Source organism: Actinoplanes sp. NPDC051513 (assembly GCF_044454685.1).
Classification (GTDB): domain Bacteria; phylum Actinomycetota; class Actinomycetes; order Mycobacteriales; family Micromonosporaceae; genus Actinoplanes.
The window spans coordinates 1-19,729 of the sequence record NZ_JBITDW010000031.1; the positions used below are offsets into that span (position 1 = coordinate 1).

Annotated in this window: 22 protein-coding genes; 13 read left to right on the forward strand and 9 right to left on the reverse strand. The window is 69.4% G+C overall.

The window, feature by feature from the left end; all coding sequences use genetic code 11:
- Window positions 1–91: 91 nt before the first annotated feature.
- The 3 genes from ACIA5D_RS45550 to ACIA5D_RS45560 form a co-directional block, all read right to left on the reverse strand.
- Complete coding sequence (locus ACIA5D_RS45550) at window positions 92–1,114, reverse strand: LLM class flavin-dependent oxidoreductase (RefSeq protein ID WP_396036925.1); 1,023 nt, start codon at window positions 1,112–1,114, stop codon at window positions 92–94.
- Between the two features lie 48 nt (window positions 1,115–1,162).
- Window positions 1,163–2,392: a hypothetical protein gene (locus ACIA5D_RS45555; protein ID WP_396036926.1), complete on the reverse strand. Its 1,230-nt coding sequence runs from the start codon at window positions 2,390–2,392 to the stop codon at window positions 1,163–1,165.
- Between the two features lie 61 nt (window positions 2,393–2,453).
- The gene (locus ACIA5D_RS45560; RefSeq protein WP_396036927.1) at window positions 2,454–3,263 is read right to left on the reverse strand and encodes a LysR family transcriptional regulator; all 810 of its coding nucleotides are present in this window, start codon (window positions 3,261–3,263) and stop codon (window positions 2,454–2,456) included.
- 98 nt (window positions 3,264–3,361) lie between these two features.
- Here ACIA5D_RS45560 and ACIA5D_RS45565 point away from each other — a divergent pair, with 98 nt between their 5' ends.
- The 8 genes from ACIA5D_RS45565 to ACIA5D_RS45600 all read left to right on the forward strand — a co-directional run bounded on the left by ACIA5D_RS45565 (window position 3,362) and on the right by ACIA5D_RS45600 (window position 9,766).
- Window positions 3,362–4,684, forward strand: a complete 1,323-nt coding sequence (locus tag ACIA5D_RS45565; protein ID WP_396036928.1) for an LLM class flavin-dependent oxidoreductase — start codon at window positions 3,362–3,364, stop codon at window positions 4,682–4,684.
- Window positions 4,681–5,655, forward strand: coding sequence for an LLM class flavin-dependent oxidoreductase (locus ACIA5D_RS45570; RefSeq protein WP_396036929.1), 975 nt, complete (start codon window positions 4,681–4,683; stop codon window positions 5,653–5,655). The genes ACIA5D_RS45565 and ACIA5D_RS45570 overlap by 4 nt, the downstream gene beginning before the upstream one ends.
- A 40-nt stretch (window positions 5,656–5,695) precedes the next feature.
- Window positions 5,696–6,907 (forward strand): MFS transporter, encoded by a 1,212-nt coding sequence (locus tag ACIA5D_RS45575; RefSeq protein ID WP_396036930.1) that lies wholly within the window; start codon window positions 5,696–5,698, stop codon window positions 6,905–6,907.
- Window positions 6,908–6,995: 88 nt separating this feature from the next.
- Entirely contained in the window at window positions 6,996–7,391 is a 396-nt protein-coding gene (locus ACIA5D_RS45580) for an ArsR/SmtB family transcription factor (RefSeq protein WP_396036931.1), read from the forward strand.
- Window positions 7,324–7,794: an SRPBCC domain-containing protein gene (locus tag ACIA5D_RS45585; protein WP_396036932.1), complete on the forward strand. Its 471-nt coding sequence runs from the start codon at window positions 7,324–7,326 to the stop codon at window positions 7,792–7,794. Before ACIA5D_RS45580 ends, ACIA5D_RS45585 begins: the two co-directional genes overlap by 68 nt.
- Window positions 7,781–8,353, forward strand: coding sequence for a TIGR03086 family metal-binding protein (locus ACIA5D_RS45590; RefSeq protein WP_396036933.1), 573 nt, complete (start codon window positions 7,781–7,783; stop codon window positions 8,351–8,353). The genes ACIA5D_RS45585 and ACIA5D_RS45590 overlap by 14 nt, the downstream gene beginning before the upstream one ends.
- 136 nt (window positions 8,354–8,489) lie before the next feature.
- Entirely contained in the window at window positions 8,490–9,077 is a 588-nt protein-coding gene (locus tag ACIA5D_RS45595) for a methylated-DNA--[protein]-cysteine S-methyltransferase (RefSeq protein WP_396036934.1), read from the forward strand.
- On the forward strand, window positions 9,074–9,766 hold the full coding sequence (locus tag ACIA5D_RS45600; protein ID WP_396036935.1) for a 2OG-Fe(II) oxygenase: 693 nt from the start codon (window positions 9,074–9,076) through the stop codon (window positions 9,764–9,766). Before ACIA5D_RS45595 ends, ACIA5D_RS45600 begins: the two co-directional genes overlap by 4 nt.
- A 154-nt stretch (window positions 9,767–9,920) precedes the next feature.
- Here the strand turns inward: ACIA5D_RS45600 and ACIA5D_RS45605 are convergent, their stop codons facing one another.
- The 3 genes from ACIA5D_RS45605 to ACIA5D_RS45615 all read right to left on the reverse strand — a co-directional run bounded on the left by ACIA5D_RS45605 (window position 9,921) and on the right by ACIA5D_RS45615 (window position 11,595).
- Window positions 9,921–10,331, reverse strand: coding sequence for a VOC family protein (locus ACIA5D_RS45605; protein ID WP_396036936.1), 411 nt, complete (start codon window positions 10,329–10,331; stop codon window positions 9,921–9,923).
- A gap of 36 nt (window positions 10,332–10,367) precedes the next feature.
- Entirely contained in the window at window positions 10,368–10,826 is a 459-nt protein-coding gene (locus ACIA5D_RS45610) for a helix-turn-helix domain-containing protein (RefSeq protein ID WP_396036937.1), read from the reverse strand.
- Between the two features lie 103 nt (window positions 10,827–10,929).
- A complete protein-coding gene (locus ACIA5D_RS45615) occupies window positions 10,930–11,595 on the reverse strand; it encodes an esterase/lipase family protein (protein WP_396036938.1) in 666 nt (221 codons plus the stop codon).
- Window positions 11,596–11,726: 131 nt separating this feature from the next.
- Here ACIA5D_RS45615 and ACIA5D_RS45620 point away from each other — a divergent pair, with 131 nt between their 5' ends.
- Window positions 11,727–12,896: an acyltransferase family protein gene (locus ACIA5D_RS45620; protein WP_396036939.1), complete on the forward strand. Its 1,170-nt coding sequence runs from the start codon at window positions 11,727–11,729 to the stop codon at window positions 12,894–12,896.
- 96 nt (window positions 12,897–12,992) lie between these two features.
- Window positions 12,993–13,454, forward strand: a complete 462-nt coding sequence (locus ACIA5D_RS45625) for a hypothetical protein (RefSeq protein ID WP_396036940.1) — start codon at window positions 12,993–12,995, stop codon at window positions 13,452–13,454.
- Window positions 13,455–13,487: 33 nt separating this feature from the next.
- Here ACIA5D_RS45625 and ACIA5D_RS45630 read toward each other — a convergent pair whose 3' ends face one another.
- On the reverse strand, window positions 13,488–14,045 hold the full coding sequence (locus tag ACIA5D_RS45630; protein ID WP_396036941.1) for a hypothetical protein: 558 nt from the start codon (window positions 14,043–14,045) through the stop codon (window positions 13,488–13,490).
- Window positions 14,042–14,740, reverse strand: a complete 699-nt coding sequence (locus tag ACIA5D_RS45635) for a hypothetical protein (protein ID WP_396036942.1) — start codon at window positions 14,738–14,740, stop codon at window positions 14,042–14,044. The genes ACIA5D_RS45630 and ACIA5D_RS45635 overlap by 4 nt, the downstream gene beginning before the upstream one ends.
- Window positions 14,741–14,978: 238 nt before the next feature.
- Between ACIA5D_RS45635 and ACIA5D_RS45640 the strand changes: the two genes are divergently transcribed.
- On the forward strand, window positions 14,979–16,454 hold the full coding sequence (locus tag ACIA5D_RS45640; protein WP_396036943.1) for an alginate lyase family protein: 1,476 nt from the start codon (window positions 14,979–14,981) through the stop codon (window positions 16,452–16,454).
- Between the two features lie 316 nt (window positions 16,455–16,770).
- Here the strand turns inward: ACIA5D_RS45640 and gntF are convergent, their stop codons facing one another.
- Complete coding sequence (gene gntF, locus ACIA5D_RS45645) at window positions 16,771–18,147, reverse strand: guanitoxin biosynthesis pre-guanitoxin forming N-methyltransferase GntF (RefSeq protein ID WP_396036944.1); 1,377 nt, start codon at window positions 18,145–18,147, stop codon at window positions 16,771–16,773.
- 148 nt (window positions 18,148–18,295) lie between these two features.
- On the opposite strand from gntF, the gene ACIA5D_RS45650 reads away from it, so the two are divergent.
- On the forward strand, window positions 18,296–18,547 hold the full coding sequence (locus tag ACIA5D_RS45650) for an AAA family ATPase (protein WP_396036945.1): 252 nt from the start codon (window positions 18,296–18,298) through the stop codon (window positions 18,545–18,547).
- Window positions 18,547–19,584 carry a hypothetical protein gene (locus tag ACIA5D_RS45655; RefSeq protein ID WP_396036946.1) on the forward strand — a complete coding sequence of 346 codons (1,038 nt, stop codon included), beginning with the start codon at window positions 18,547–18,549 and terminating at the stop codon, window positions 19,582–19,584. The genes ACIA5D_RS45650 and ACIA5D_RS45655 overlap by 1 nt, the downstream gene beginning before the upstream one ends.
- Window positions 19,585–19,729: the final 145 nt, after the last annotated feature.

Consider the following 19,729-nt stretch of genomic DNA (forward strand, 5'->3'; position numbering starts at 1 on the left):
CCACCCGCTACGACAAACTCGCCGTCCGGTACCAGGCCACGGTCCACATCGCCGCGATCAACGAGTGGCTATGACACTTCATAAACACGCCCTAGCCGCCGGGCTTCCAGCCGATCGCGGGCGCTATGTGCTTAGTGATGGTTTCGAGGATGCGGGCGTTGTAGGCGACGCCCAGCTGATTCGGCACCGTGAACAGGATCGTGTCCGCCGACCGGACCGCCTCGTCCGCGGCGAGCTCAGCCGCTATCTGGTCGGGCTCGCCGGCGTACGTGCGCCCGAAGCGGGACCGCACGCCCTCGAGCAGGCCGACCTGGTCCTCCTGGGCCTGGTTGCCGAAGTAGATCCGGTCGATCTCCTCGGTGATCGGCAGGACGCTGCGGGACACCGACACCCTCGGCTCGCGGGTGTGGCCGGCCTCGGCCCACGCGGCGCGGTACAGCGCGATCTGCTCGGCCTGCAGCTGGTCGAACGGGACGCCGGTGTCCTCCGACAGCAGGGTCGAGCTCTGCAGGTTCATCCCGGATTGCGCCGCCCACTGGGCCGTCTGCCGGGTGCCGGCGCCCCACCAGATGCGGTCGCGCAGGCCGGGTGACTGGGGCTGGATGGCGAGGCCACCGCTCACGCCGGTGCGCGCCGGGTCGGTGCGGGCCACCGCGACGCCGCTGATGGCCTCCAAGAAGGTCAACGTCTTCTGGCGAGCCAGGTCGGCCGCGGACACCTCCGCAGGAGGGACATATCCGAACGCGTACGCGCCGTTCAGGACGGTCTCCGGCGATCCGCGCGAGACGCCGAGCTGGAGACGGCCGCCGCTGATCAGGTCGGCGGCGGCCGCTTCCTCGGCCATGTAGAGCGGGTTCTCGTAGCGCATGTCGATCACGCCGGTGCCGATCTCGATGCGCCGCGTGCGGGCGCCGATCGCCGAAAGCAGCGGGAACGGCGAGGCCAGCTGCCGCTCGAAGTGGTGAACCCGGACGAACGCGCCGTCGACACCCAGCTCCTCGGCGGCCTCGGCCAGCTCGATGGTCTGCAGCAGCGAGTCGGCCGCGCTGCGCGTCTCCGACCCCGCGGCATTACGCCAATGCCCGAACGAAAGGAACCCGATCTTTTTGTCCACCCCGGCACCAACCTCACGGCGCCGGGGTGGATTCCCGCGATGAGACGGTCAGCAGGCGCCCTTGGTCACCTTGGGCTGGCCGGTGGTGGTGGCCGGAACCTTGACGCACGCCTTGTCGCTGCCGACCGTCACCTCGGCCACGCCGCTGCGGACGATCTTGGCCTTGAACGGGAGGCCGTTCAGCTCGGCGATTGCCTTCGGGAGCGCCTTCGCCGGCTTGATGCCCTCTTCCTCGGCCACCGCCAGCGCGCCGTAGCCCACGGACAGGGCGATGCCGTTCGCGTTGCCGCCACCGGCGCCGGGCGCGGCCCCGGCCGGCGCGGTGAGGCTGGAGAGCAGCTTCGGGTCGATCTTCGTGGCGCCCGGGGGCGCGTCGATCGGGGCGCCGGTGGTCACCTCGAGCCGGACCGCCACGCGGCCGGTCGCGCCGTCGACGAACTGGAGGAGGTTGATCTCGAGGGCGGTCAGCTTCTCGTCGTCGATCCACAGGTCGATCACGATCGGCCGGTCCTTGGGCGCCTTGTCGAGCTCGTCGGTGAGCTCCTTGGTCTCGTCGCCGCCGACGGCGGTGACCAGGCGCTTCAGCTCCGAGTACGCCTTCGTCGTCGAGGTGGTGACGATCAGATGCTTGCTGTCGGCCTGGTCGCGGACGATCTCGGCGCCGTCGAACAGGTTCTGCGCGCTCTTCTTGATCTCGGCGGCGGCCTTCGCGGAGTCGGTGTCCTGGGTCGGCAGTCCGCTGGTCTTCACCGCCTCGCTGACGTCGAGGGAGACCCAGCCGCCGTCGAAGAGGGCCTTGAACGCCGGGTCGGTTGCCGTGGCCTCGTCACGGATCTCGTCGATGTCGGAGGCGGCGCCGCCGAACTTCTGCACCAGATCGGTGACCGGCGCTTTCACGTACAGAACCTTGTCGACGATCCGCAGCTCGGTGCCCGTGACGCCGTCGATGGTGGCGGCGACGGACATCCGGTCGTCGTTGGGGCCCTCGGCCGCCTGGTCGTAGGCGATGGTGAACGAGGAGTTGAACAGCTTCTTGAGCATGTCGGTGTCGTCGGACGAGGCGTCGGGATCCTGCTTCTTCACGGCGGCGACCAGGTCGTCGGCGCTGCCGGTGAGCCGGAGGGTGAACCCGGCCTGCTTCTCCGCGCCGAGGTGCTGGGCGGCGGCGCGCAGCTCCAGCTTCGGCTCCAGCTGCTTGATCTGGTTGGCACACCCGCCGATGACGGCCAGGGCCGTGACTCCGGCTGCGGCGCCGGCCAGTAGACGCTTCGCGCGCATCGCTCTCCCCCGTAGAAATCCGCTTCGACACCCATGATGGTGACGACCGCAAGCAAGATAGTCAGAGCAGAGAGCGAAGGCTATCGGCCGCATCGCCCAGCAAATCGGGCGAAAGTCCCCTCCGCGGCCACACCGACAGGGCGAGCGGCTCGGCCGCCGGCAGGTCGTCGCGGGCGACCAGGCCATCGATCTTCTGGCCGAGCGTCGCCATCAGCGCGACCCCGAGCCCGGCCCGCACCGCGGCCTGCACGCCGGCGAGGTTCGCAGCCTCGCAGCCCACCTCGGCCGGCACGCCGCGCGAGGCGAGAGTCTCCAATGCCCGATTACGCAGGGCGCAGGGCGCGTCGAAGGCCACCAGCGAGACTCCGCCGTCGAGGTCCAGCCCGGGCGCGGAGTACCAGGTGAGCGGCAGCGCGCCGACGGTGTGCTCCCCCGGGCCGATCAGCAGGGCCAGGTCGATCCGCCCGTCGGCCAGCGCGGCCCGCAGCGGCGCTCCGCGATCGATGCGGAACCGGACGCGGTGTCCCGGGAAGGCCGCGGCCAGGGCGGGCAGGAGCTGGTCGGCGGCGTGCTCGGTCGAGCCGATCACCAGCCGGGCCTCGGCCTCGACCGCGAACGCGGCGAGGGTCTCGTCGTGGGCCGCGAGGATCCGGCGGGCCCGGGTCAGCAGGGTCTCCCCGTCGGCGGTGAAGCGCGATCCCCGCCCGTCCCGCTCCACCAGCGCACGGCCGAGAGCGGATTCCAATCGGCGTACGTGTTGACTCACCGCACCCTGGGTGAGGTGCAGCGCCGACGCCGCCCGCTGGAAGCCACCGCAGTCCGCCACCGCGACGAAGCTGCGCAGCGGGCCGATGTCGAGAATCCGACTCATACCTACCAGGTTACTAGGAATTGATGAGCCGGCGTAATGGATTGTCATCATGATCTCTCGTTGGACGTGCGCGAGAGCCGCCGCCGAGACTCTTTCGCATGAGTACCCGCAGAAACCTCAAGCTCGGCGCCGTCCTGATGGGCGTGGGCGGACCGGGGCAGCATCACACCTGGCTCCACCCGGAGATTCCTGGCGACGCGAGCGTGGACATCCGCTGGTACATCGCCCGCGCGCAGCAGGCCGAGGCCGCGAAGTTCGACCACGTCTTCATCGTCGACAGCCAGTTCATCACCCCGGACTCGCCGAACCACTACCTGAACCGGCTCGAGCCGCTCACCCTGCTCTCCGCGATCGCGGTGCAGACCACCAACATCGGGCTGGTCGGCACGCTGACGACCTCGTACAACGACCCGTTCAACCTGGCACGGCGGCTCGCCTCGCTCGACGTGATCAGCGGGGGCCGGGCCGGGTGGAACGTGGTCGCGACCGGGGACGGCGGGACCGCGGGCAACTACGGGCGCAAGGAGCATTACGACTACGCGGCCCGCTACGGCCGCGCGCTCGAGAGCGTCCGGGTGGTGCAGGGGCTGTGGGACTCGTACGAGGACGACGCCTTTCCCCGCGACAAGGAGCGCGGCGTCTTCTTCGACAAGACGAAGCAGCACCCGCTCAACCACGTCGGCGAGCATTTCCGGGTGGTCGGGCCGCTCAACATCCAGCGCTCCCCGCAGGGCCAGCCGGTGATCTTCCAGGCCGGCGACTCGGATGAGGGCCGCGACCTCGGCGCGTCGGTCGCCGAGGCGATCTTCACGCATTCCGCGACGATCGAGCAGGCCCAGGCGTTCCGCAAGGACCTGCGTGACCGGGCCGCCGCCAAGGGCCGCGACCCCGACCACGTGCTGATCGTCCCGGGGATCTCGCCGATCATCGCGGAGACCGACGCCGCCGCGCTGCAGATCGAGGAGGAACGGCTCGGCGGCAAGGACTTCAACCGCGCGCTCAAGGAGCTCGGGCGGCCGTTCGGCTGGCACGACTTCTCCCAGTACGACCTGGATGCTCCCTTCCCCGAGCTCGGCGACGCCGGCGATCGCAGCTTCAAGACGCAGGCCGAGAACATCAAGCGGCTGGCCCGGGAGAACAACTACACGCTGCGCCAGGTCGTCCAGCATTCGATCGACTCGCAGCGCTCGCCGTTCGTCGGGTCGCCGCTGACGGTCGCCAACGCGATCCAGGAGTGGTTCGAGGCCGGCGCGTTCGACGGCATCAACCTCACGATCACGGCGCCGAGCGAGTTCGCGACGTTCACCGACGAGGTGCTGCCGATCCTGCGCTCGCGCGGCATCGCCCGCTCGTCCTACGAGTCGAGCACGCTGCGTGGCAACCTGGGCCTGCCCGTTCCGCAGAACGTCCACGCGTCATGAGGCTCGGCTTCCTCACCCACGTGCAGGGCCGGGGCTCCCTGGCGGAGACCTACCGCCGCGCGCAGGAGCTGTTCGTGGTCGCCGACGAGCTGGGCTTCGACGTCGGCTGGGTCGCGCAACATCACACGGCGCTGCAGGGTGGCGGCCTCTCGTCGCCATGGGCCTTTCTCGCGTACGCCGCCGCGCGCACCCAAAGGATCCGCCTCTCCACCGCGATCACCATCCTTCCGCTCGAGAACCCGCTGCGCCTCGCCGAGGACGTCTCGGTGGTCGACAACCTGAGCGGCGGCCGCGTCGAGATCGGCATCGGCAGCGGTTCCGGACCGGCCGAGTACGAGGCGTTCGGCGCGGATTTCGCCCGCAAGCGCGAGCTGACCAGCGAGGGCCTCGAGGTGCTGCGCCGGGCGCTGACCGGCGCTTCGGACTTCCGCATCCAGCCGCAACCGATCAGCGATTTCGCCGACCGGATCTGGCAGGGGATCTTCAGCGCGGCCGGTGCTCGATACGCCGCCGCCTCCGGCACCAATCTCCTTCTCAACCGGGCCGCGTACGGGTACGACGAGCCCACCGACGAGGTGCAGCGGGTGTGGGCCGACGAGTTCCTGGCCGCTTGGGATCGCCCGCACCGGCCCCGGATCGGCCTGTCCCGGATGGTCTTCCCGGCGAAGGACAAGCGGACCGCGCTCGCCCAGATCCAGGACGGCGTACGGCACGCGACGGCCGGCTTCATCGAGCGCGGCGACTTCCCGGCCGGGCAGAGCCTCGACGAGTACCTGCGCCGGTTCCACGCCTTCTACGGCCACCCGGACGAGATCATCGCGGCCCTGCAGAAGGAGAAGGTGCTGCCGGTGGCGACCGACCTGATCACCCAGTTCAACCCCGGCATCCCCGACTTCGACGCGGCCGTGCACGCGCTCGAGCTGATCGCCAAGGAGATCGCCCCGGCCCTCGGCTGGTCGCCCGCCCGATAATCGCTTTTGGCGCGGCCTTTTCCGGACATAGAGTCGCGCGGTGCTCAGCGTGTTCCTTCCCCCGCGGCTGGGCTCGTCGTTCCGCTGGCTGCTGGCGTCGTCGTGGACGACCAACCTCGGCGACGGCATCGAGGTCGCGGCCGGCCCGCTGCTGGTCGCCTCGCTCACCCAGGACCCGTTCCTGATCTCGCTGGCGGCGCTGCTGCGCTGGGCGCCGCCACTGGTCTTCGGGCTGTGGGCCGGGGTGCTCTCCGACCGGCACGACCGGCGGCGGATCGTGATGCTGGCCGACGGCAGCCGGGCGGTCGTGCTCGCCGTGGTGGTCGCGGCGCTGGCCCCGGGCCATCTGACGGCGACCGGGGCGCTGGTCGCGCTGGGCCTGCTCGCGACTGCCGAGGTCTTCGCCGACAACACGGCCTCGACGCTGGCGCCGATGATGGTGCCGCGCGACGACCTGTCGCTGGCCAACTCGCGGTTGCAGGTCGGCTTCCTGACGCTCAACCAGCTGGTGGGGCCGCCGATCGGGGCCGCGCTGTTCGCGGCCGGGCGCAGCTGGCCGTTCGTCGCGCAGGCGGTGCTGGTCGCGGCCGGGGTGCTGCTCGTCTCGCGAATCCGGGTGGCCACCTTCGAGGTTCCCGAGCGCGGCAACGCCGTACGCGAGATCCGGGAAGGCCTCGCGTGGACGGTGCGCCATCCGGCCGTACGCACCCTGGTCTTGACGATTTTGATCTTCAATGTCACGTTCGGGGCGGCCTGGTCGGTGCTGGTGCTGTACGCCTCCGAGAGGCTGGGGCTGGGCGCGATCGGGTTCGGCCTGCTCACCACGGTGTCGGCGGTCGGCGGCCTGCTCGGCACGGGCCTCTACGGCTGGATCACCGCGCGGGTGAGCCTCGGCAACGTGATGCGCGCCGGCCTGATCATCGAGACCCTGACCCACCTGGCGCTGGCGGTGACCACGTCGCCCGCGGTGGCCCTGCCGGTCTTCTTCATCTTCGGCGCGCACGCCTTCATCTGGGGAACCACCTCGATCACCGTCCGCCAGCGCGCCGTCCCCGAGCAGCTCCAGGGCCGGGTCGGCGCGGTCAACACCCTGGGCGTCTTCGGCGGCCTGGTCGTCGGCTCGGCGATCGGCGGCACCCTGGCCACCCACTTCGGCGTCACGGCGCCGTTCTGGTTCGCGTTCATCGGCTCCGCCGTCTTCGTGGTGATGCTGTGGCCCCAGCTCACCCGCATCGCCCACTCCGACGCCTGATCCAGCTGCCCTTTCAACCGCGGGGTTGACGGATCGTTCCGCCGCGGTCTACGGTCCCTTTAAACCTTGGAGTTGAAACGGGGGCCCGATGACCACGGACACGCTGTCCCGCGTCTTCGCCGCCCTGGCCGATCCGACCCGCCGCGACATGGTGGCCCGGCTCGCCGACGGCGACGCGACCGCGAACCAGCTGGCCGAGCCGTACCGGATGACGCTGCAGGCCGTCTACAAGCATGTGCGGGTGCTCGAGGAGGCGGGGCTGGTCAGCCGGCCGCGAGGGCCGCAGCCCCGGGCGGTGCACCTGGAGGTCCAGGCCCTCGACCTGCTGGACACCTGGATCGAACGTCACCGGGTCCGCGTCGAGCGGCGCTACCGCCGCCTCGACACCGTCCTGGCATCGCTGGAGGGAGACGACGATGAGCACCAGCACGGAAGCGGTCATCGAGGCCGACCGGAAACTGCCGGTGATCCGGATCCGGCGTGACTTCGCAGCCACCCCCGGGCAGCTGTTCCGCGCCCACACCGACCCGGCGTTGTTCGCCCGGTGGATCGGCCCCGACCGCATGACCACCCGGATCGACCACTGGGACGCGCGCACCGGCGGCAGCTGGCGGTACGCCTCCGGGCCTTACTGGTTCCACGGCTGCTTCCACGACATACGACCCGACCGCATCGTGCAGACCTTCACCTCCGAGGGCAATCCCGACGGGGTGGCGCTGGAGACGTTGTGGTTCGACGATCTGGGCGGCGGCCGCACACGACTGCGGACGCAGGCGCTGGTCGACAGCTTCGAGGCCCGCGACGCGTGGCTGCGCTCCGGCATGGAGACCGGCATGAACCAGGGTTACGCAAAACTGGAGAGGATGCTCATCGATGGCAATTTCTGACGACCCCGCCGACCGGCACCGGCAGATCGCCGGCCTGTTCACCGAGCGGGTGCGCGGCGCCCGCTCCTGGGACGCGCCGTCCCCCGTCCCGGATTGGGCCGCCCGCGACGTCGTGCGGCACCTGACCGAGTGGTTCACCAGCTTCCTCGCCTCGGGCGCCGGCATCGACCTGCCCCGCGGCCCGTCGGTGGACGAGGACCCGGTAGCCGCGTGGCAGGTGCACGCCGACGGCGTGCAGGCGGTTCTCGACGATCCGGAGACCCCGGACCGCAAGCTCACCAACCCGCACCTGGGCAGCCTGCCGCTGGACGCCGCGATCGACCAGTTCTATACGTCGGATGTCTTCATGCACACCTGGGACCTGTCCCGGGCCACCGGCCAGGACGATCGGCTCGACCCCGATTTCTGCGCCCGGCTCCTCGCCGGGATGGAGCCGATGGAGGAGCTGATCCGCTCCTCCGGCCAGTACGGCCCGCGGGTCGAGGTGCCCGCCGACGCCGACGTCCAGACCAAGATGCTGGGCTTCATCGGCCGGGACCCGTTCTGGCCGGGGCGGTGACCTCGGGCCCCTTACCCGCTCCCCTTACCCGCTCCCCCTACCCGCTCCGCAGCGTCGTGTCCGAATCCCGCCAGCATTCGCGCTTGCCCGGCAGCACAGTTGAGGCAGAACAAAACTGACTGCCAAGGAGGCGACGATGACCGCCGGCACGACGATCCCCAGCCCGCTGGGCGACCTGCTCCTGGTGGGCGAGGAGACCGCGGACGGGATCACCCTGACCTCGCTGTCCATGTCCGGCCCCGCCGCTCGGCCCGGCTCCGCCGCTCGGCCCGGCCCCGCCGCTCGGCCCGGCCCCGCCGCTCGGCCCGGCCCCGCCGCTCGGCCCGGCCCCGCGGCTCGGCCCGGCCGGCGCCAGGATGCGCGGCCGTTCGCGGAGATCATCCGCCAGGTGGAGGCGTACTTCGCGGGCGAGCTCACCCGGTTCGACATCCGGTTCACCAGCAGCGGCACCGATTTTCAGCAGCGCGTCTGGCGCGCGGTGGAGGAGATCCCGTACGGCGCCACCACCACGTACGGGACCCTCGCCGGGCAACTCGGTCTGCCGCGCGATCGGATCCAGGCCCTCGGGGCGGCGATCGGCGCGAACCCGCTGCTGCTGGTGCGCCCCTGCCACCGCGTGATCGGCGCCGACGGCTCGATGCGGGGCTACGCGGGTGGCGTCGAGCGCAAGGTACAACTGCTGACCCACGAGGGCGCGCTGCAGCCGGCCCTCCTCTCGCTATGATCGCCGACGTCGACTGGACGGGCCTGACGGGCGATCTTGACGCGTACGGCAGCGCGCTCACCGGCCCGATTCTCACCGCCGCCGAGTGTCAGAAGATCTCCGCTCTGTACGACGAGCCCGCCCGCTTCCGCACCACAGTGGACATGGCCCGCCACCGCTTCGGATCCGGCCAGTACCGCTACTTCACCCACGATCTGCCCGACCTGGTGCGGGAGCTGCGCGAGGCGTTCTACCCCCGCCTGCTGCCCATCGCCCGGGACTGGGCGGCCAAGCTCGGCAAGCCCGCACCCTGGCCCGACAGCCTGCACGAGTGGCTTCGGCTGTGCCACGAGGCCGGGCAGTCCAAGTCGGCGCAGATCCTGCTGCGTTACGGCCCCGGCGACTGGAACGCCCTGCACCGCGACGTGTTCGGCGACATGCTCTTCCCGCTCCAGGTCGTCGTGGGCCTCGACGCGCCCGGCGCCGACTTCACCGGCGGCGAGTTCCTGATGACCGAGCAGCGGCCCCGCGCCCAGTCCCGCGGCCACTCCATCACCCTGCCGCAGGGCCACGGCTTGGTGTTCACCACCCGGGACCGGCCGGTGGCCACGAAGCGGGGCTGGTCGAACGCCCCGATGCGGCACGGCGTGAGCACCGTCCACTCCGGACGCCGGCACACCCTCGGCCTCGTCTTCCACGACGCCGCCTGACCCGGGCCGACGGGCTCGCCGGCCCGGAACGTTCCGGGCCGGCAGCGCTGGCTCAGTGCTTCTTGATCCAGGCCTTCTGGTGATTGTTGGTCTTGTTGGTGCACTTCGCGTACTCGCCGCGGAGCAGGGTGGCCGTGATCACGCCTGGGCGACCTCAGCCCTGTTGCAGGACCCGGATGGCGTTGCCGAACGGGTCCCGCAGACCCATGTCGGTGCCGTAGAAGTGGTCGGTGGGCTCCTGCGTGAAGTCGGTGACACCGCGCGCTTTGAGCGTCTCGTACAGCTCCCGCACGTTGTCCGTGTTGAGCACGACGCCGTTCAGGGCCCCCTTCGTGATCAGCTCACGCAGCTGTTCGGCCGTCGCCTCGTCGTGCAGCGGCGGGCCGGGCTGCTCCAGGGAGATCTCGGTGCCGCCGTCGTCGCCGGGGACCCGGACGGTCAGCCAGCGGTACGAGCCCTGCTCGACGTCGTTGCCCTTCTCGAGCCCCAGCTTGCCGACGTAGAAGTCCAGCGCCTCGTCCTTGTCGAGAACGAAGATGGACGTGACGTTCAGCTTCGTGATCATCGTTCGTCTCCTCTGCCATCGCCGATGGGAACGTCGTCAGGCTAGGGGCACCTGGTCGGCGGCTGCTTCTCCAAAACTGCTCGATCCGGTCGCCACCGTCGGCGCGGCCCGCGGCCGGGTATGCGCCACCTGCATGCAGTTGGGCACGACGATCGGCCCGTGGCCGCCGCGGTAGCCCGACGGCGTCTCTCCGACGATCTTCCGGAACGTCCGGCTGAAGGTCCCGAGGCTGGTGAAGCCGACGTCCGAGCAGATCTCGGTGACGCTGCGGCCGGTCTCCCGGAGCAGGAACATCGAGCGCTCTATCCGCCGCCGTTGCAGGTAGCGGTGCGGCGTCTCGCCGAACACCATGCGGAAGCAGCGGCTGAAGTGGGCCGGCGAGAGGTGGGCCACCGCCGCGATGGCAGGAACATCGAGCGGCTCGGCGTAGGCGCGGTCGATGGCATCGCGGGCGCGCAACAGGCGCCGGTTCAGATCCTCCATCTCGCGGCTCACGTCGTCATGCTAGGGAACTCGCGGCGCCGCTGGTGCAGTGTCGAGCCTCCCGTCGAAATGCGGCCGCGCACCCTTCCGGACGCGCGGCCGCACCGAGCGCACGCTACCTGGCCAGGAACGATCTGATCTGGGTGAGCGTGACGGTGTCGGTCAAGTAGCCGATGTGGGTCTGGCACGCCACGTAGTTGTTCGTGGCCCCGCTGAGCACGGTGCTCGTGTACGGAATGATGATGCCGTCACATGGGGAGTACCACGTTCCGTACCTGGTGCTGCCCGGGGTCTCGTCGCCGGAGCTCAGCGTGTTGATGAACGACGACCCGGGATACATCTGCTGGCAGGTGACGTAGATCAGGCAGGCCGCCGCGTACGTGGTGCCGTGGTTGGCGCCGGCGATCGACGCCTGGTGCCGGACGTACTGGGCGCCGCCCAGCTGCTTGAGGTACCAGAGGCTGACCAGGCCGCCCATCGAGTGGTTGACGATGTCGACCTGGGCCGCGCCGGTGCGGGCCCGGACCTGGCTGACGTAGCTGGCCAGCCCCTGGGCGTTGCTGATGTTGTTCCCGTAGGAGTTGTACTCGTACGCGAACAACTGGCTGCTCGAATAGCCACCGGCGCGGAACACCGACATCGCGGTGGTCCAGTTCGAGGCGCTGCCGGTGTATCCGTGGACGAAGACCACCGGGGTGCCGGGCGCGGCGGCCGCGGGCGGGGCCGGGCTGAGCGCGAGGGCGGCCAGCACGGCGGTGAGGAGCACGACGAGACGACGCATGAAACCTCCTGGGGGGTTCGGGGTATCTGCATCGTCGGTGCATAAAAGTCGCCACGCATCGGTGAAATCGCCGGTGGTCAATCTTTCGCGGGGATCGAACCGTTGACCCCCCGCTGTGCGTGAACTGTGAAGTGAACCGGAAACGGGTGGCCGGACTGGACGGTCTGCGCGGCCTCTGCGCCCTGTACGTGCTGTTGTTCCACTGCTGGGCGTACACGTTCCGGGGCTTTCCCCGCTATCGCGGCCCGGAGTGGCTGAGCTGGCTCGGGTTCGGCCGGCTCGCCGTGGTGCTGTTCCTGGTCCTGTCGGGGTTCTCGCTGGCGATGACCGCCGCCCGGAACGGCTGGCGCCTGGGCAGCCTGAGCCGATACGCCCGGCGGCGGGCCTGGCGGATCCTTCCGGCGTATTGGGCCGCGCTGGCGTTCAGCCTGGTCATCGCCTGGACCGTGGTGCGCCAGCCGCACTCGGCGGAGCCGAATGCCGAGTCCGTGGTCGTCTACACGCTGCTGCTGCAGGACCTGATCGCGGGGCCAACCCCGAACGGCGCCTTCTGGTCGATCGGCGTCGAGGTGCTGCTGTACGGCGCGCTCCCCCTGCTCCTGGTGCTGTGCCGGCGGATCGGCCCGGCCGCGATGCTGGCCGTCGTCACGGTGCCGGTGATTCTGATCGGGTTCGCCGTCTTCGACGGGTCACCCCCGGCCGGCGACAACTGGCTGACCCCGCACCTCGTCCCGGTCTTCGCAGCCGGCGTCGTGGCGGCGGGCGTGGTCGCGGCCGGTGACCGGTTCCGCCGGCTGCCCTGGGTCTGGCTGTCGGTGCTGGCCGCAGTGCCGGTCGGAATCTTGATCCTGCATCAAGGCTCACGCTGGATGGTCGACAACTACTACTGGGTCGACATGGCGATCGCCCCGGCGATGACCATGTTCCTGCTGGCCGTCGTGAGCGGCCGGCCCGCCGCGCTGATCCGGCTGCTCGACTCGCGGCCCCTGCAGCGGCTGGGATCGTTCTCGTACAGCCTCTACCTGATCCACCTGCCGATCGTGGTCGTGATCACCCAGAAACTGGTCATACCGCGGCTCGGCCGCGGAACCGCCTCGTTCACGGTCGCGACCTTGCTCGCCGGCGGGCTTTCGCTGGCCGGCGCCTGGCTCTTCGCCAAACTGTTCGAGTCACCGTTCCAGCGGCACCGCTCCTGGGCTGAACTCAAGAACGCCGTCTGGGTCGTCAACGATCATCGCGGCCAGCCGCCCGCGAGCGAGCCCGTGCTGGTCGACGCCGTCCCGCATCGAGCGGACGGCTGACCTGCGGGGCCTGGCTCAATATTGTGCGCCGGTCCACCGGCATACGCCCCGATAGGATCCGTGCATCGTCGGAGATGAGCCGCGGAAGGGCAGCCGATGATCGTCGACCAGACGCTCCTTCGCATCGGCCAGGGCGTAGAGCTACATCATCATCGCGGCCAGCGTGCGGCTGCTCGCCTGTTGTTCACGCAGATCTGGGACGAGATCGGCGGAGAGCAGGGAGACCCGCTGCACGTCTGCGTCCTCGCGCACGCGATGGCCGATGTGCAGGACGACGTACACCAAGAGCTGGTCTGGGACCACCGAGCGCTGGCGGCGGCCGACCTGCTCACCGATGCCCGGGCGGCGCAGGCCGGGGTGACGCTGCCGGTGGCCGGCTTGTATCCGTCGTTGCACCTCAACTTGTGCGAGTGCTACCGCAAGCTCGGCGATCTCGGCCAGGCTCGCGAGCACCTTCAGCGAGCCCAGGCCGGAATCGGCGAGCTCGGCGACGACGAGTACGCGCGGCTGATCAGGGGTGGCCTGGATCGGCTGGCGCAGCAGCTGACCGCCATGTGACCGCCTCATCGATCCGCGGCGGTCGACAATCGCCTATTCCGAGGGCCCCATGATGTAGCCGAATTGGGCGAGCGAGCCGGCTCGATCGATCTCGTCGAGGACGTCGGTCGCAAAGCTGCCCATGGGCGCATCGTTTGCTCGGTCGCGCCACCCCGCCATGCGGACGGACTTCCACTCCAGGTTCACCTGGCCGTTCTCGGTGTGGAAGCCACCGCCGCGTTCGAAGAGCAGGATCAGCGGTTCGAACGGGTCTTCCAGCTCACCGGGGAGATCGATACCGGGGGTCGCGCGCAGGGCCGCCCAGTTCAGGAGGAACGGCGCTATCCGGGCAATGCTTCTGCCGCCGGCCGCCACCTTGTCGAGCACGTCGTCCACGGCGCCCTCGCTGGCGCGGATACTCGGGTCGACGCATGCGGCGATGTCGTAGAAGGGAACGGGCGTGTCGCAGTCAAAGGCGGCAGCCCATCGGGCCGCCCGGCGGAAGTACTCCTTCAGCAAGGCGGCCTTCGACCACGTCTTGTCGCCTCGACGTTCCCAGTCGATTGCGCTCAAGCGTTCAGCCATCGCACGTACGGCTTCGTCCGGTGTCATCGTCCTAATCCTCGCAGAGCAGCCCCGACAACCTCGTCGAGGTTCGACAGGTCGGCAGCGATCTGAAGTCCGGAACTGTCAAGACCGAACAGGCTCCAATGCCGCAGGGGCGCCTCGGGCTGCCATTCGCTGGGGGCCAAGTCATGTGCTCCCGGATGGTCGGGATGGACGATGTGGTCTCCGTCGGCGTCGAAGGCCTCGGGATGGGCGGAGCGGTAGGGCAGGCCGGCTTCCATGAGCTTGTTCTCGACGTACTCGTGCGCGGCGAGATTGCGGAACTCGGCCACCTTGTCCGGGCTCAGCGTTCCGCGAGCGGCACCGTCCCATAGGTCCGCGATGTCGTCGTCCGGCGTGAAGTAGCCGCGCTCGACGCGGTCAGGGCCGAGAGCAATGTCGTGTTGCTGGACGAAAAGGTTCTGGCGCATTCCCTCCACGATTCGCGGATCGATGCCGATGTTCTCGGCCGCAGTCGCCGCGTCCTCGGGACTGTTGCGGATCCGCCGGTAGGCTTCGGCAGCCCGTTGTGTGAACCCGGCGCCACCATCCATGAACTGAGAGCCGCGGGGAAAATCGGACCGAAACTCCCCGGCGTGGCCGGCAGGAATGCTGACGCCCTCGCCCGGCTCGACTGCGCCGCCCGAGCCAGGCCGGCCGGCTCGCGCGGCCCTGGCGACGACTTCATGCGCCGCGGCCACGCTCCCTACCGTGATACGAGGAGAAGCCGCGTTCTCCCCCGCACGATGGCGGCGCCCCGGCAGCGCCGCTCTGTCGCCGGTCTCGCCGTGCCGAGTTCGGGGCCGCCCGCTCACCTCACCGAAGGTAACAAGCAGTTTCCATCGATGCGCTTCAGCGCGGCCCTTGGCCGGTCGGCGGCAACCCACGCCCGCAGCCAGGTAGCATCCGGTCGTGAGGGTGGGTGATCGAGAAGCATGGATGCCTACGGCGTTCGCGGTGGTGTTCGCCCTGTTGACGACGCTGCTGGGCACCGTTGCGCGTCCGGGCGAGTCCCATGCCGAGGTTGCGTTCCCGTTCGTCCTTGAGTCGGCCGCGAGGCTGCCCGCGACCGGCACACCGATGCCTCCGTCCGGGAAGCAGGCGGCCCTGGTCCGCAACACGAGTGCCGCGACGACGACCGTCGACGGCTCCGGCCGTGTCGTCCTCGGCGCGATCGCCAGCAATTGCGAAGGCTGGCCGACGCTTCGGGTCACGGTGGACGGCACGGTCCGCGGTGAAGTCACGATTACCAGCACCAACGAGTACGGCGCGTATGCCGTAGGCACTCCCGTGGAGCCGGGCCGGCACGCCGTACGTGTCAGCTTCATCAACGACAACATGACGAGCAGCACGTGTGACCGCGACGCGTTTCTCGCATCGGCAGACATGGAGTATCCGATATCTGCAGCGTTCGGGTCGGCGGTCTTCCTCACAGACAGCAGGATCGCTGCCCTGAAGGAACGGGTAGCGGCCAAAACGGAGCCGACGTACGACGCGTGGAATGCGCTGTTCACCGCGGCCGACAGCGACCTCAGCCGTGAACCTACGGTCCCCGAGGTGTGGATGGTGCCGTGGGCCTACGGCCCGCACTCCGCCGAGGCCACTGAAATGATGTCCAAGCTGCGAGACCGGGCCAACGCCGCGTACCGGCTGGCGCTGGTCTACCGGATCACGGGCGACGAGCGCTACGCCGTCGCCGGGGCCCGGCAGATCACCACCTGGATCCGGGATGTGAAGAAATACAGCACGGCCGAGGACTCGACACTGGAGTTCTCCGTCAACTTCCCCCTCATGATCGCCGCGGCAGACCTGCTCAGGCCCTCCACAGCATTCCCCGCGGACGCACAACAGGAATTCGCGACGTACCTGCGCAGGAGGGCCTTCACGATGAGCACCATGAGCCAGGAGAACAACTGGGGCAACTGGGGATTGGTGCTCGAGGCGTCGGCCGCCGCGTATCTCCGAGACCGGATGGCGTTCGACAAGGCGGCGACACGATGGAAATACTTCATCGCGCATCAGATCGCAGCCAATGGGGAGCTACCGCTTGAGGTGCAGCGGGAAAACGGTACGAAAGGAATCTGGTACACCAGCTACACACTGCACCCGCAGACCCTGGCCGCGGAGATCATGCGGGTCAACGGCCTGGACCTGTTCGACTACCACTCCCCGAACGGGCGAACCCTCCGCCAGGCCTACGAACGGATCGTGGGCTGGGTGCACGATCCGGCAACCTTCCCGTACGACAAATCGGCGCAGGACCCGGGAGGCTACCGCTATCACATCGGCTACTGGGAACTGCTGAACGCCCGCTGGCCCGGCCCGCAGGCCGACACGGTGCTCGGCTACCGTCGCCCGCTCAAGGACGACCCGATGTCGGTCGGCATGACCTTCACCCACGGCGGTCTGCTGTAGGCAGCCGACGAAACGACGCGTCAGTGGCAGCCGCTCAGACACTCCGCAACCACACGCGTTGTCCGGGGCTCCAGCCCCCGGTAGCGGACCCGCCCAACAATGGTTCAGGAACGGCCTGACCACGGTCAGAGCGTCGTCGAGTCCAACCGCAGACAGACCCGTTGCGCGACGGGCCTCTGCTGCGTAGCCGGGCGCCCATAGGCCGCGGTCGGGAACATCGAACGTGGGCGGGAGTTCCAGCCTGCGCCGACGGCTCTCCTTACGGAGAGCCCGCATCTGGGGCTCGCTCTCGCGGCGATTGAACAGGCTGCCGGGGCTACGCGCCGGGCGGTTGGGATGAGCCCACCGCCGCGGATGCCGGCGGGCCGCCGATGCGGGCGTGCGGCGAAGCGGCCGGGTCGACCTCGGTGATGGCGCCGTCCTGGTTCGGCTGGATGCGCCTGCGGGCCTGGCAGAGCAGGACCGCCGAGTAGCCGTGGGCGGCAGCCTGCGATGTCTTTCGGACTTCGATCGAACCGTCGAGTGGTTCGAACTCGGGCCGTAGCGCCGCGCGGAGGTCGTGTTCGTCGACATCGGCGCCGGGAAAGGTCTTTCCGGCGACGGTGTAGCCCCGGCAGCGGCGTAGGGCAGCGGTGATGAACAGACCTCCCGGCTGGACCAGGCCGGTGATGTGGCGCATGAACAGCAACCAGGTCGTGCGGTCGGCCGTGGCGGAATCCGCGCAGTACGGGCTGATCACCGTCGGGTAGCTACGGTCGACCGGACGGGGGTGCCGGGCGTCGACCTGGACCAGTTTGGTGATCTTCGTTCTGGTGAGGTCCTCGCGTGCGGCGATCTCCTCGTCGGTCGGGCGGCTGGTGCCCTCGCACTGCAGGGTGTACCGGACGAACGGACGCCAGTCGTGGGCTCCCGGTTCGCGGCGGATCCACCGCTGGATCTCGGCCAGGTTTGCCGGTAGGTAGTCACCCAGGTGGATCTCGGATGCGGTTTCGGCCGCTGCGAACACATGGTGCAGGGTTGGCCCGACGCCGAAGAACAGCACCGGCTGGCCGGCTTCGGCGTGCCGCATCGCGTCGACGAGGAAGGCGACGGTGGCCACCTCGTCCGGTTCCACCGCGCGGTAGTAGCCGGCGAGGTACTCCACCGGTTCCCAGTCGGTGTCGAACGACGCGTACCGGCGGCAGCGACGCAGCAAGCCTTTGGTGATGCGGGCGAGCCCGTACTCGTACAGCGCGGCGGCGAGGTTGGCGCCGGCGAGGAAGCCGAGCGCCTCGGCGCCGGTGACGGTGTCGCTGAACGCCGCGGCGCCGAAGGCACCGGCATAGTAGAGCCCCTCCGCGGCAACCTGAGTGCCGGCGTAACCGATTGCCGCCGCCAGTCGCGACACGCCGGTTTTGCTCGAGGTGCGACGGGCTAGGTCGTACGCCGCCTTGGACAGCACGTTGGTGCTGGTCCCGGTAGTCACCAGCAGGGTCCAGTTCGCCCGCAGGCTGGCCCGCAGCCCGACGGCCCAGGCTGCGTAGCTCGCCGCCAGAAACAGCAGCAGCCATGGTTGGTCGAGGCCGGCGAGCAGCCCTGAAGCGACCAGGGCGACCCCGGCCGCTGCCGCGCAGGCGTCCAACGCGTAGCTCGACGCCACGGTGGCGGCGAGGCTGACAGTCCAGTTTCTGAGCCCGACCGCCCGTCCATTCATGTTCATGTCCCCGTTTGGCTCGGTGAAAGCGATGTGGCCCGAGGATCGGCCGGCCGGGCGCTCACTTTCCAGGTCAGATAGTGGTTAGTCGCTGTCCAATCGCGCCCCGGCAATGGACAGTGGAGCCGACCCGGTTGGAGGTGTTGGCGTGTCGACGCACCTCGGCGATCTGTTGGACACCGCACGGCGGCAGCGCCTTGTGGGACGGCACCGCGAACTGGCCAGTTTCGACGACGCGGTTTCCGGACGCTCACCGCGGCGGCTGCTGTTCCTGTATGGCCCCGGCGGTATCGGCAAGACCACCCTGCTGCGGGAGTTCCGCGCGCGTGCCCGCGCGGCCGCCTCCGCACTGCCACCGATCAGGACCGGCAGCTGCACGCTCAACAACTGCTCTACCTGATGCGCAACAGCCCATTCGCCGAGGGGTACGCCACTCTGCGGGCGCAGGGCTCAGCCATCGTCATGCCGGCCCATCCGGACGACCATGGTCAGGTGTGCGCGATCATCGAAGAGTTCGAAGGAACGGCGAGCGCCGACCTCGCCCGGGCCTGGCTCTCCGAGCGACCCGAACACCTCAGCGTCATTCGCACCGGCGACAGCGTCGCCGGTTTCGCCTACCACGTGTTGTGCCCCAGCGACTCGGTGCTGGAACAACGCGACCCGGTCGTGCGAGCCGTGCTCGACCATGTCGCGCGGCACGGGCCGGCCCGCCCCGGCGAAGGTATCGACATTGTTCGCTACAACGGCGGCGCGCGCACACATCAACGCGACCCCTACGCGCTGCTGGCCGGGCCTGTCTCAAGCGTCATCGAGTGGCTCACCCGGCCGCTCGCCTGGTCGTTCATCGTCGTCATCGACGTCGAGTTCTGGCACGCGTACTTCGACTACCTCGCCTTCGCGCGGCTGGCCGACGTCGACGTCGGCGGCGTCCGGCACGTCATCTACGGCATCGACTGGCGCCGTTTCCCGGTCGACGCCTGGTTCGATCTGATGCACGAGCGGGGCCGCTCCGGAGCAACCGGACCACCGCCGGCCGCGCTGCTTCGCCCGCCCCCACTGGACCGCAGCCAATTCGGCGTTGCGGTCAAGACAGCACTACAGAGCCTGCACCGGCCCGCTCAACTCGCCGCCAACCCGCTCGTCGGCTCGGCTCTGGCCACCGGACCGACCGGCCCGAGCACCGACCAGCTCCGGGCCACTATCGAAACCGCCGTCGACCACCTCGGCAACCAACCCAAGGGCGACCAACTCCGGGCAGTCCTGTACCGCACGTACGTACGCGCCGCCCCCACCCAGGAAGCCGCCGCCGAAGTCCTCGACCTACCGCTGAGCACCTACCGCCGCTACCTGGCCAAAGCCCTCGACCAACTCGCTGACATCCTCTGGGCAGTCGAAATCGGTGACCTACGCCTGCCGGCGAAACCAAGGGGCCACTGACCGGGTCGAGTGCCGGGGCCGGTCCGCACCGAAATGAAGTACCTCCTCCACTGCCCCACCGTGGTCCCCGTCGAACCGCTGCCGGCATGTTTGACCAGCTCACGACATAATCACGTGACAACGGAACCGGTTGCCTCAGGCAGGA

Coding starts and splice junctions, on each gene's coding strand:
- ACIA5D_RS45560 (WP_396036927.1), bottom strand. CDS start 3,263: ATGAGTCGGATTCTCGACATCGGCCCGCTGCGCAGCTTCGTCGCGGTG.
- ACIA5D_RS45580 (WP_396036931.1), top strand. CDS start 6,996: ATGACCACGGACACGCTGTCCCGCGTCTTCGCCGCCCTGGCCGATCCG.
- ACIA5D_RS45605 (WP_396036936.1), bottom strand. CDS start 10,331: ATGATCACGAAGCTGAACGTCACGTCCATCTTCGTTCTCGACAAGGAC.
- ACIA5D_RS45600 (WP_396036935.1), top strand. CDS start 9,074: ATGATCGCCGACGTCGACTGGACGGGCCTGACGGGCGATCTTGACGCG.
- ACIA5D_RS45565 (WP_396036928.1), top strand. CDS start 3,362: ATGAGTACCCGCAGAAACCTCAAGCTCGGCGCCGTCCTGATGGGCGTG.
- ACIA5D_RS45595 (WP_396036934.1), top strand. CDS start 8,490: ATGACCGCCGGCACGACGATCCCCAGCCCGCTGGGCGACCTGCTCCTG.
- ACIA5D_RS45570 (WP_396036929.1), top strand. CDS start 4,681: ATGAGGCTCGGCTTCCTCACCCACGTGCAGGGCCGGGGCTCCCTGGCG.
- ACIA5D_RS45615 (WP_396036938.1), bottom strand. CDS start 11,595: ATGCGTCGTCTCGTCGTGCTCCTCACCGCCGTGCTGGCCGCCCTCGCG.
- ACIA5D_RS45555 (WP_396036926.1), bottom strand. CDS start 2,392: ATGCGCGCGAAGCGTCTACTGGCCGGCGCCGCAGCCGGAGTCACGGCC.
- gntF (WP_396036944.1), bottom strand. CDS start 18,147: ATGAATGGACGGGCGGTCGGGCTCAGAAACTGGACTGTCAGCCTCGCC.
- ACIA5D_RS45625 (WP_396036940.1), top strand. CDS start 12,993: ATGATCGTCGACCAGACGCTCCTTCGCATCGGCCAGGGCGTAGAGCTA.
- ACIA5D_RS45630 (WP_396036941.1), bottom strand. CDS start 14,045: ATGACACCGGACGAAGCCGTACGTGCGATGGCTGAACGCTTGAGCGCA.
- ACIA5D_RS45590 (WP_396036933.1), top strand. CDS start 7,781: ATGGCAATTTCTGACGACCCCGCCGACCGGCACCGGCAGATCGCCGGC.
- ACIA5D_RS45640 (WP_396036943.1), top strand. CDS start 14,979: ATGCCTACGGCGTTCGCGGTGGTGTTCGCCCTGTTGACGACGCTGCTG.
- ACIA5D_RS45655 (WP_396036946.1), top strand. CDS start 18,547: ATGCGCAACAGCCCATTCGCCGAGGGGTACGCCACTCTGCGGGCGCAG.
- ACIA5D_RS45585 (WP_396036932.1), top strand. CDS start 7,324: ATGAGCACCAGCACGGAAGCGGTCATCGAGGCCGACCGGAAACTGCCG.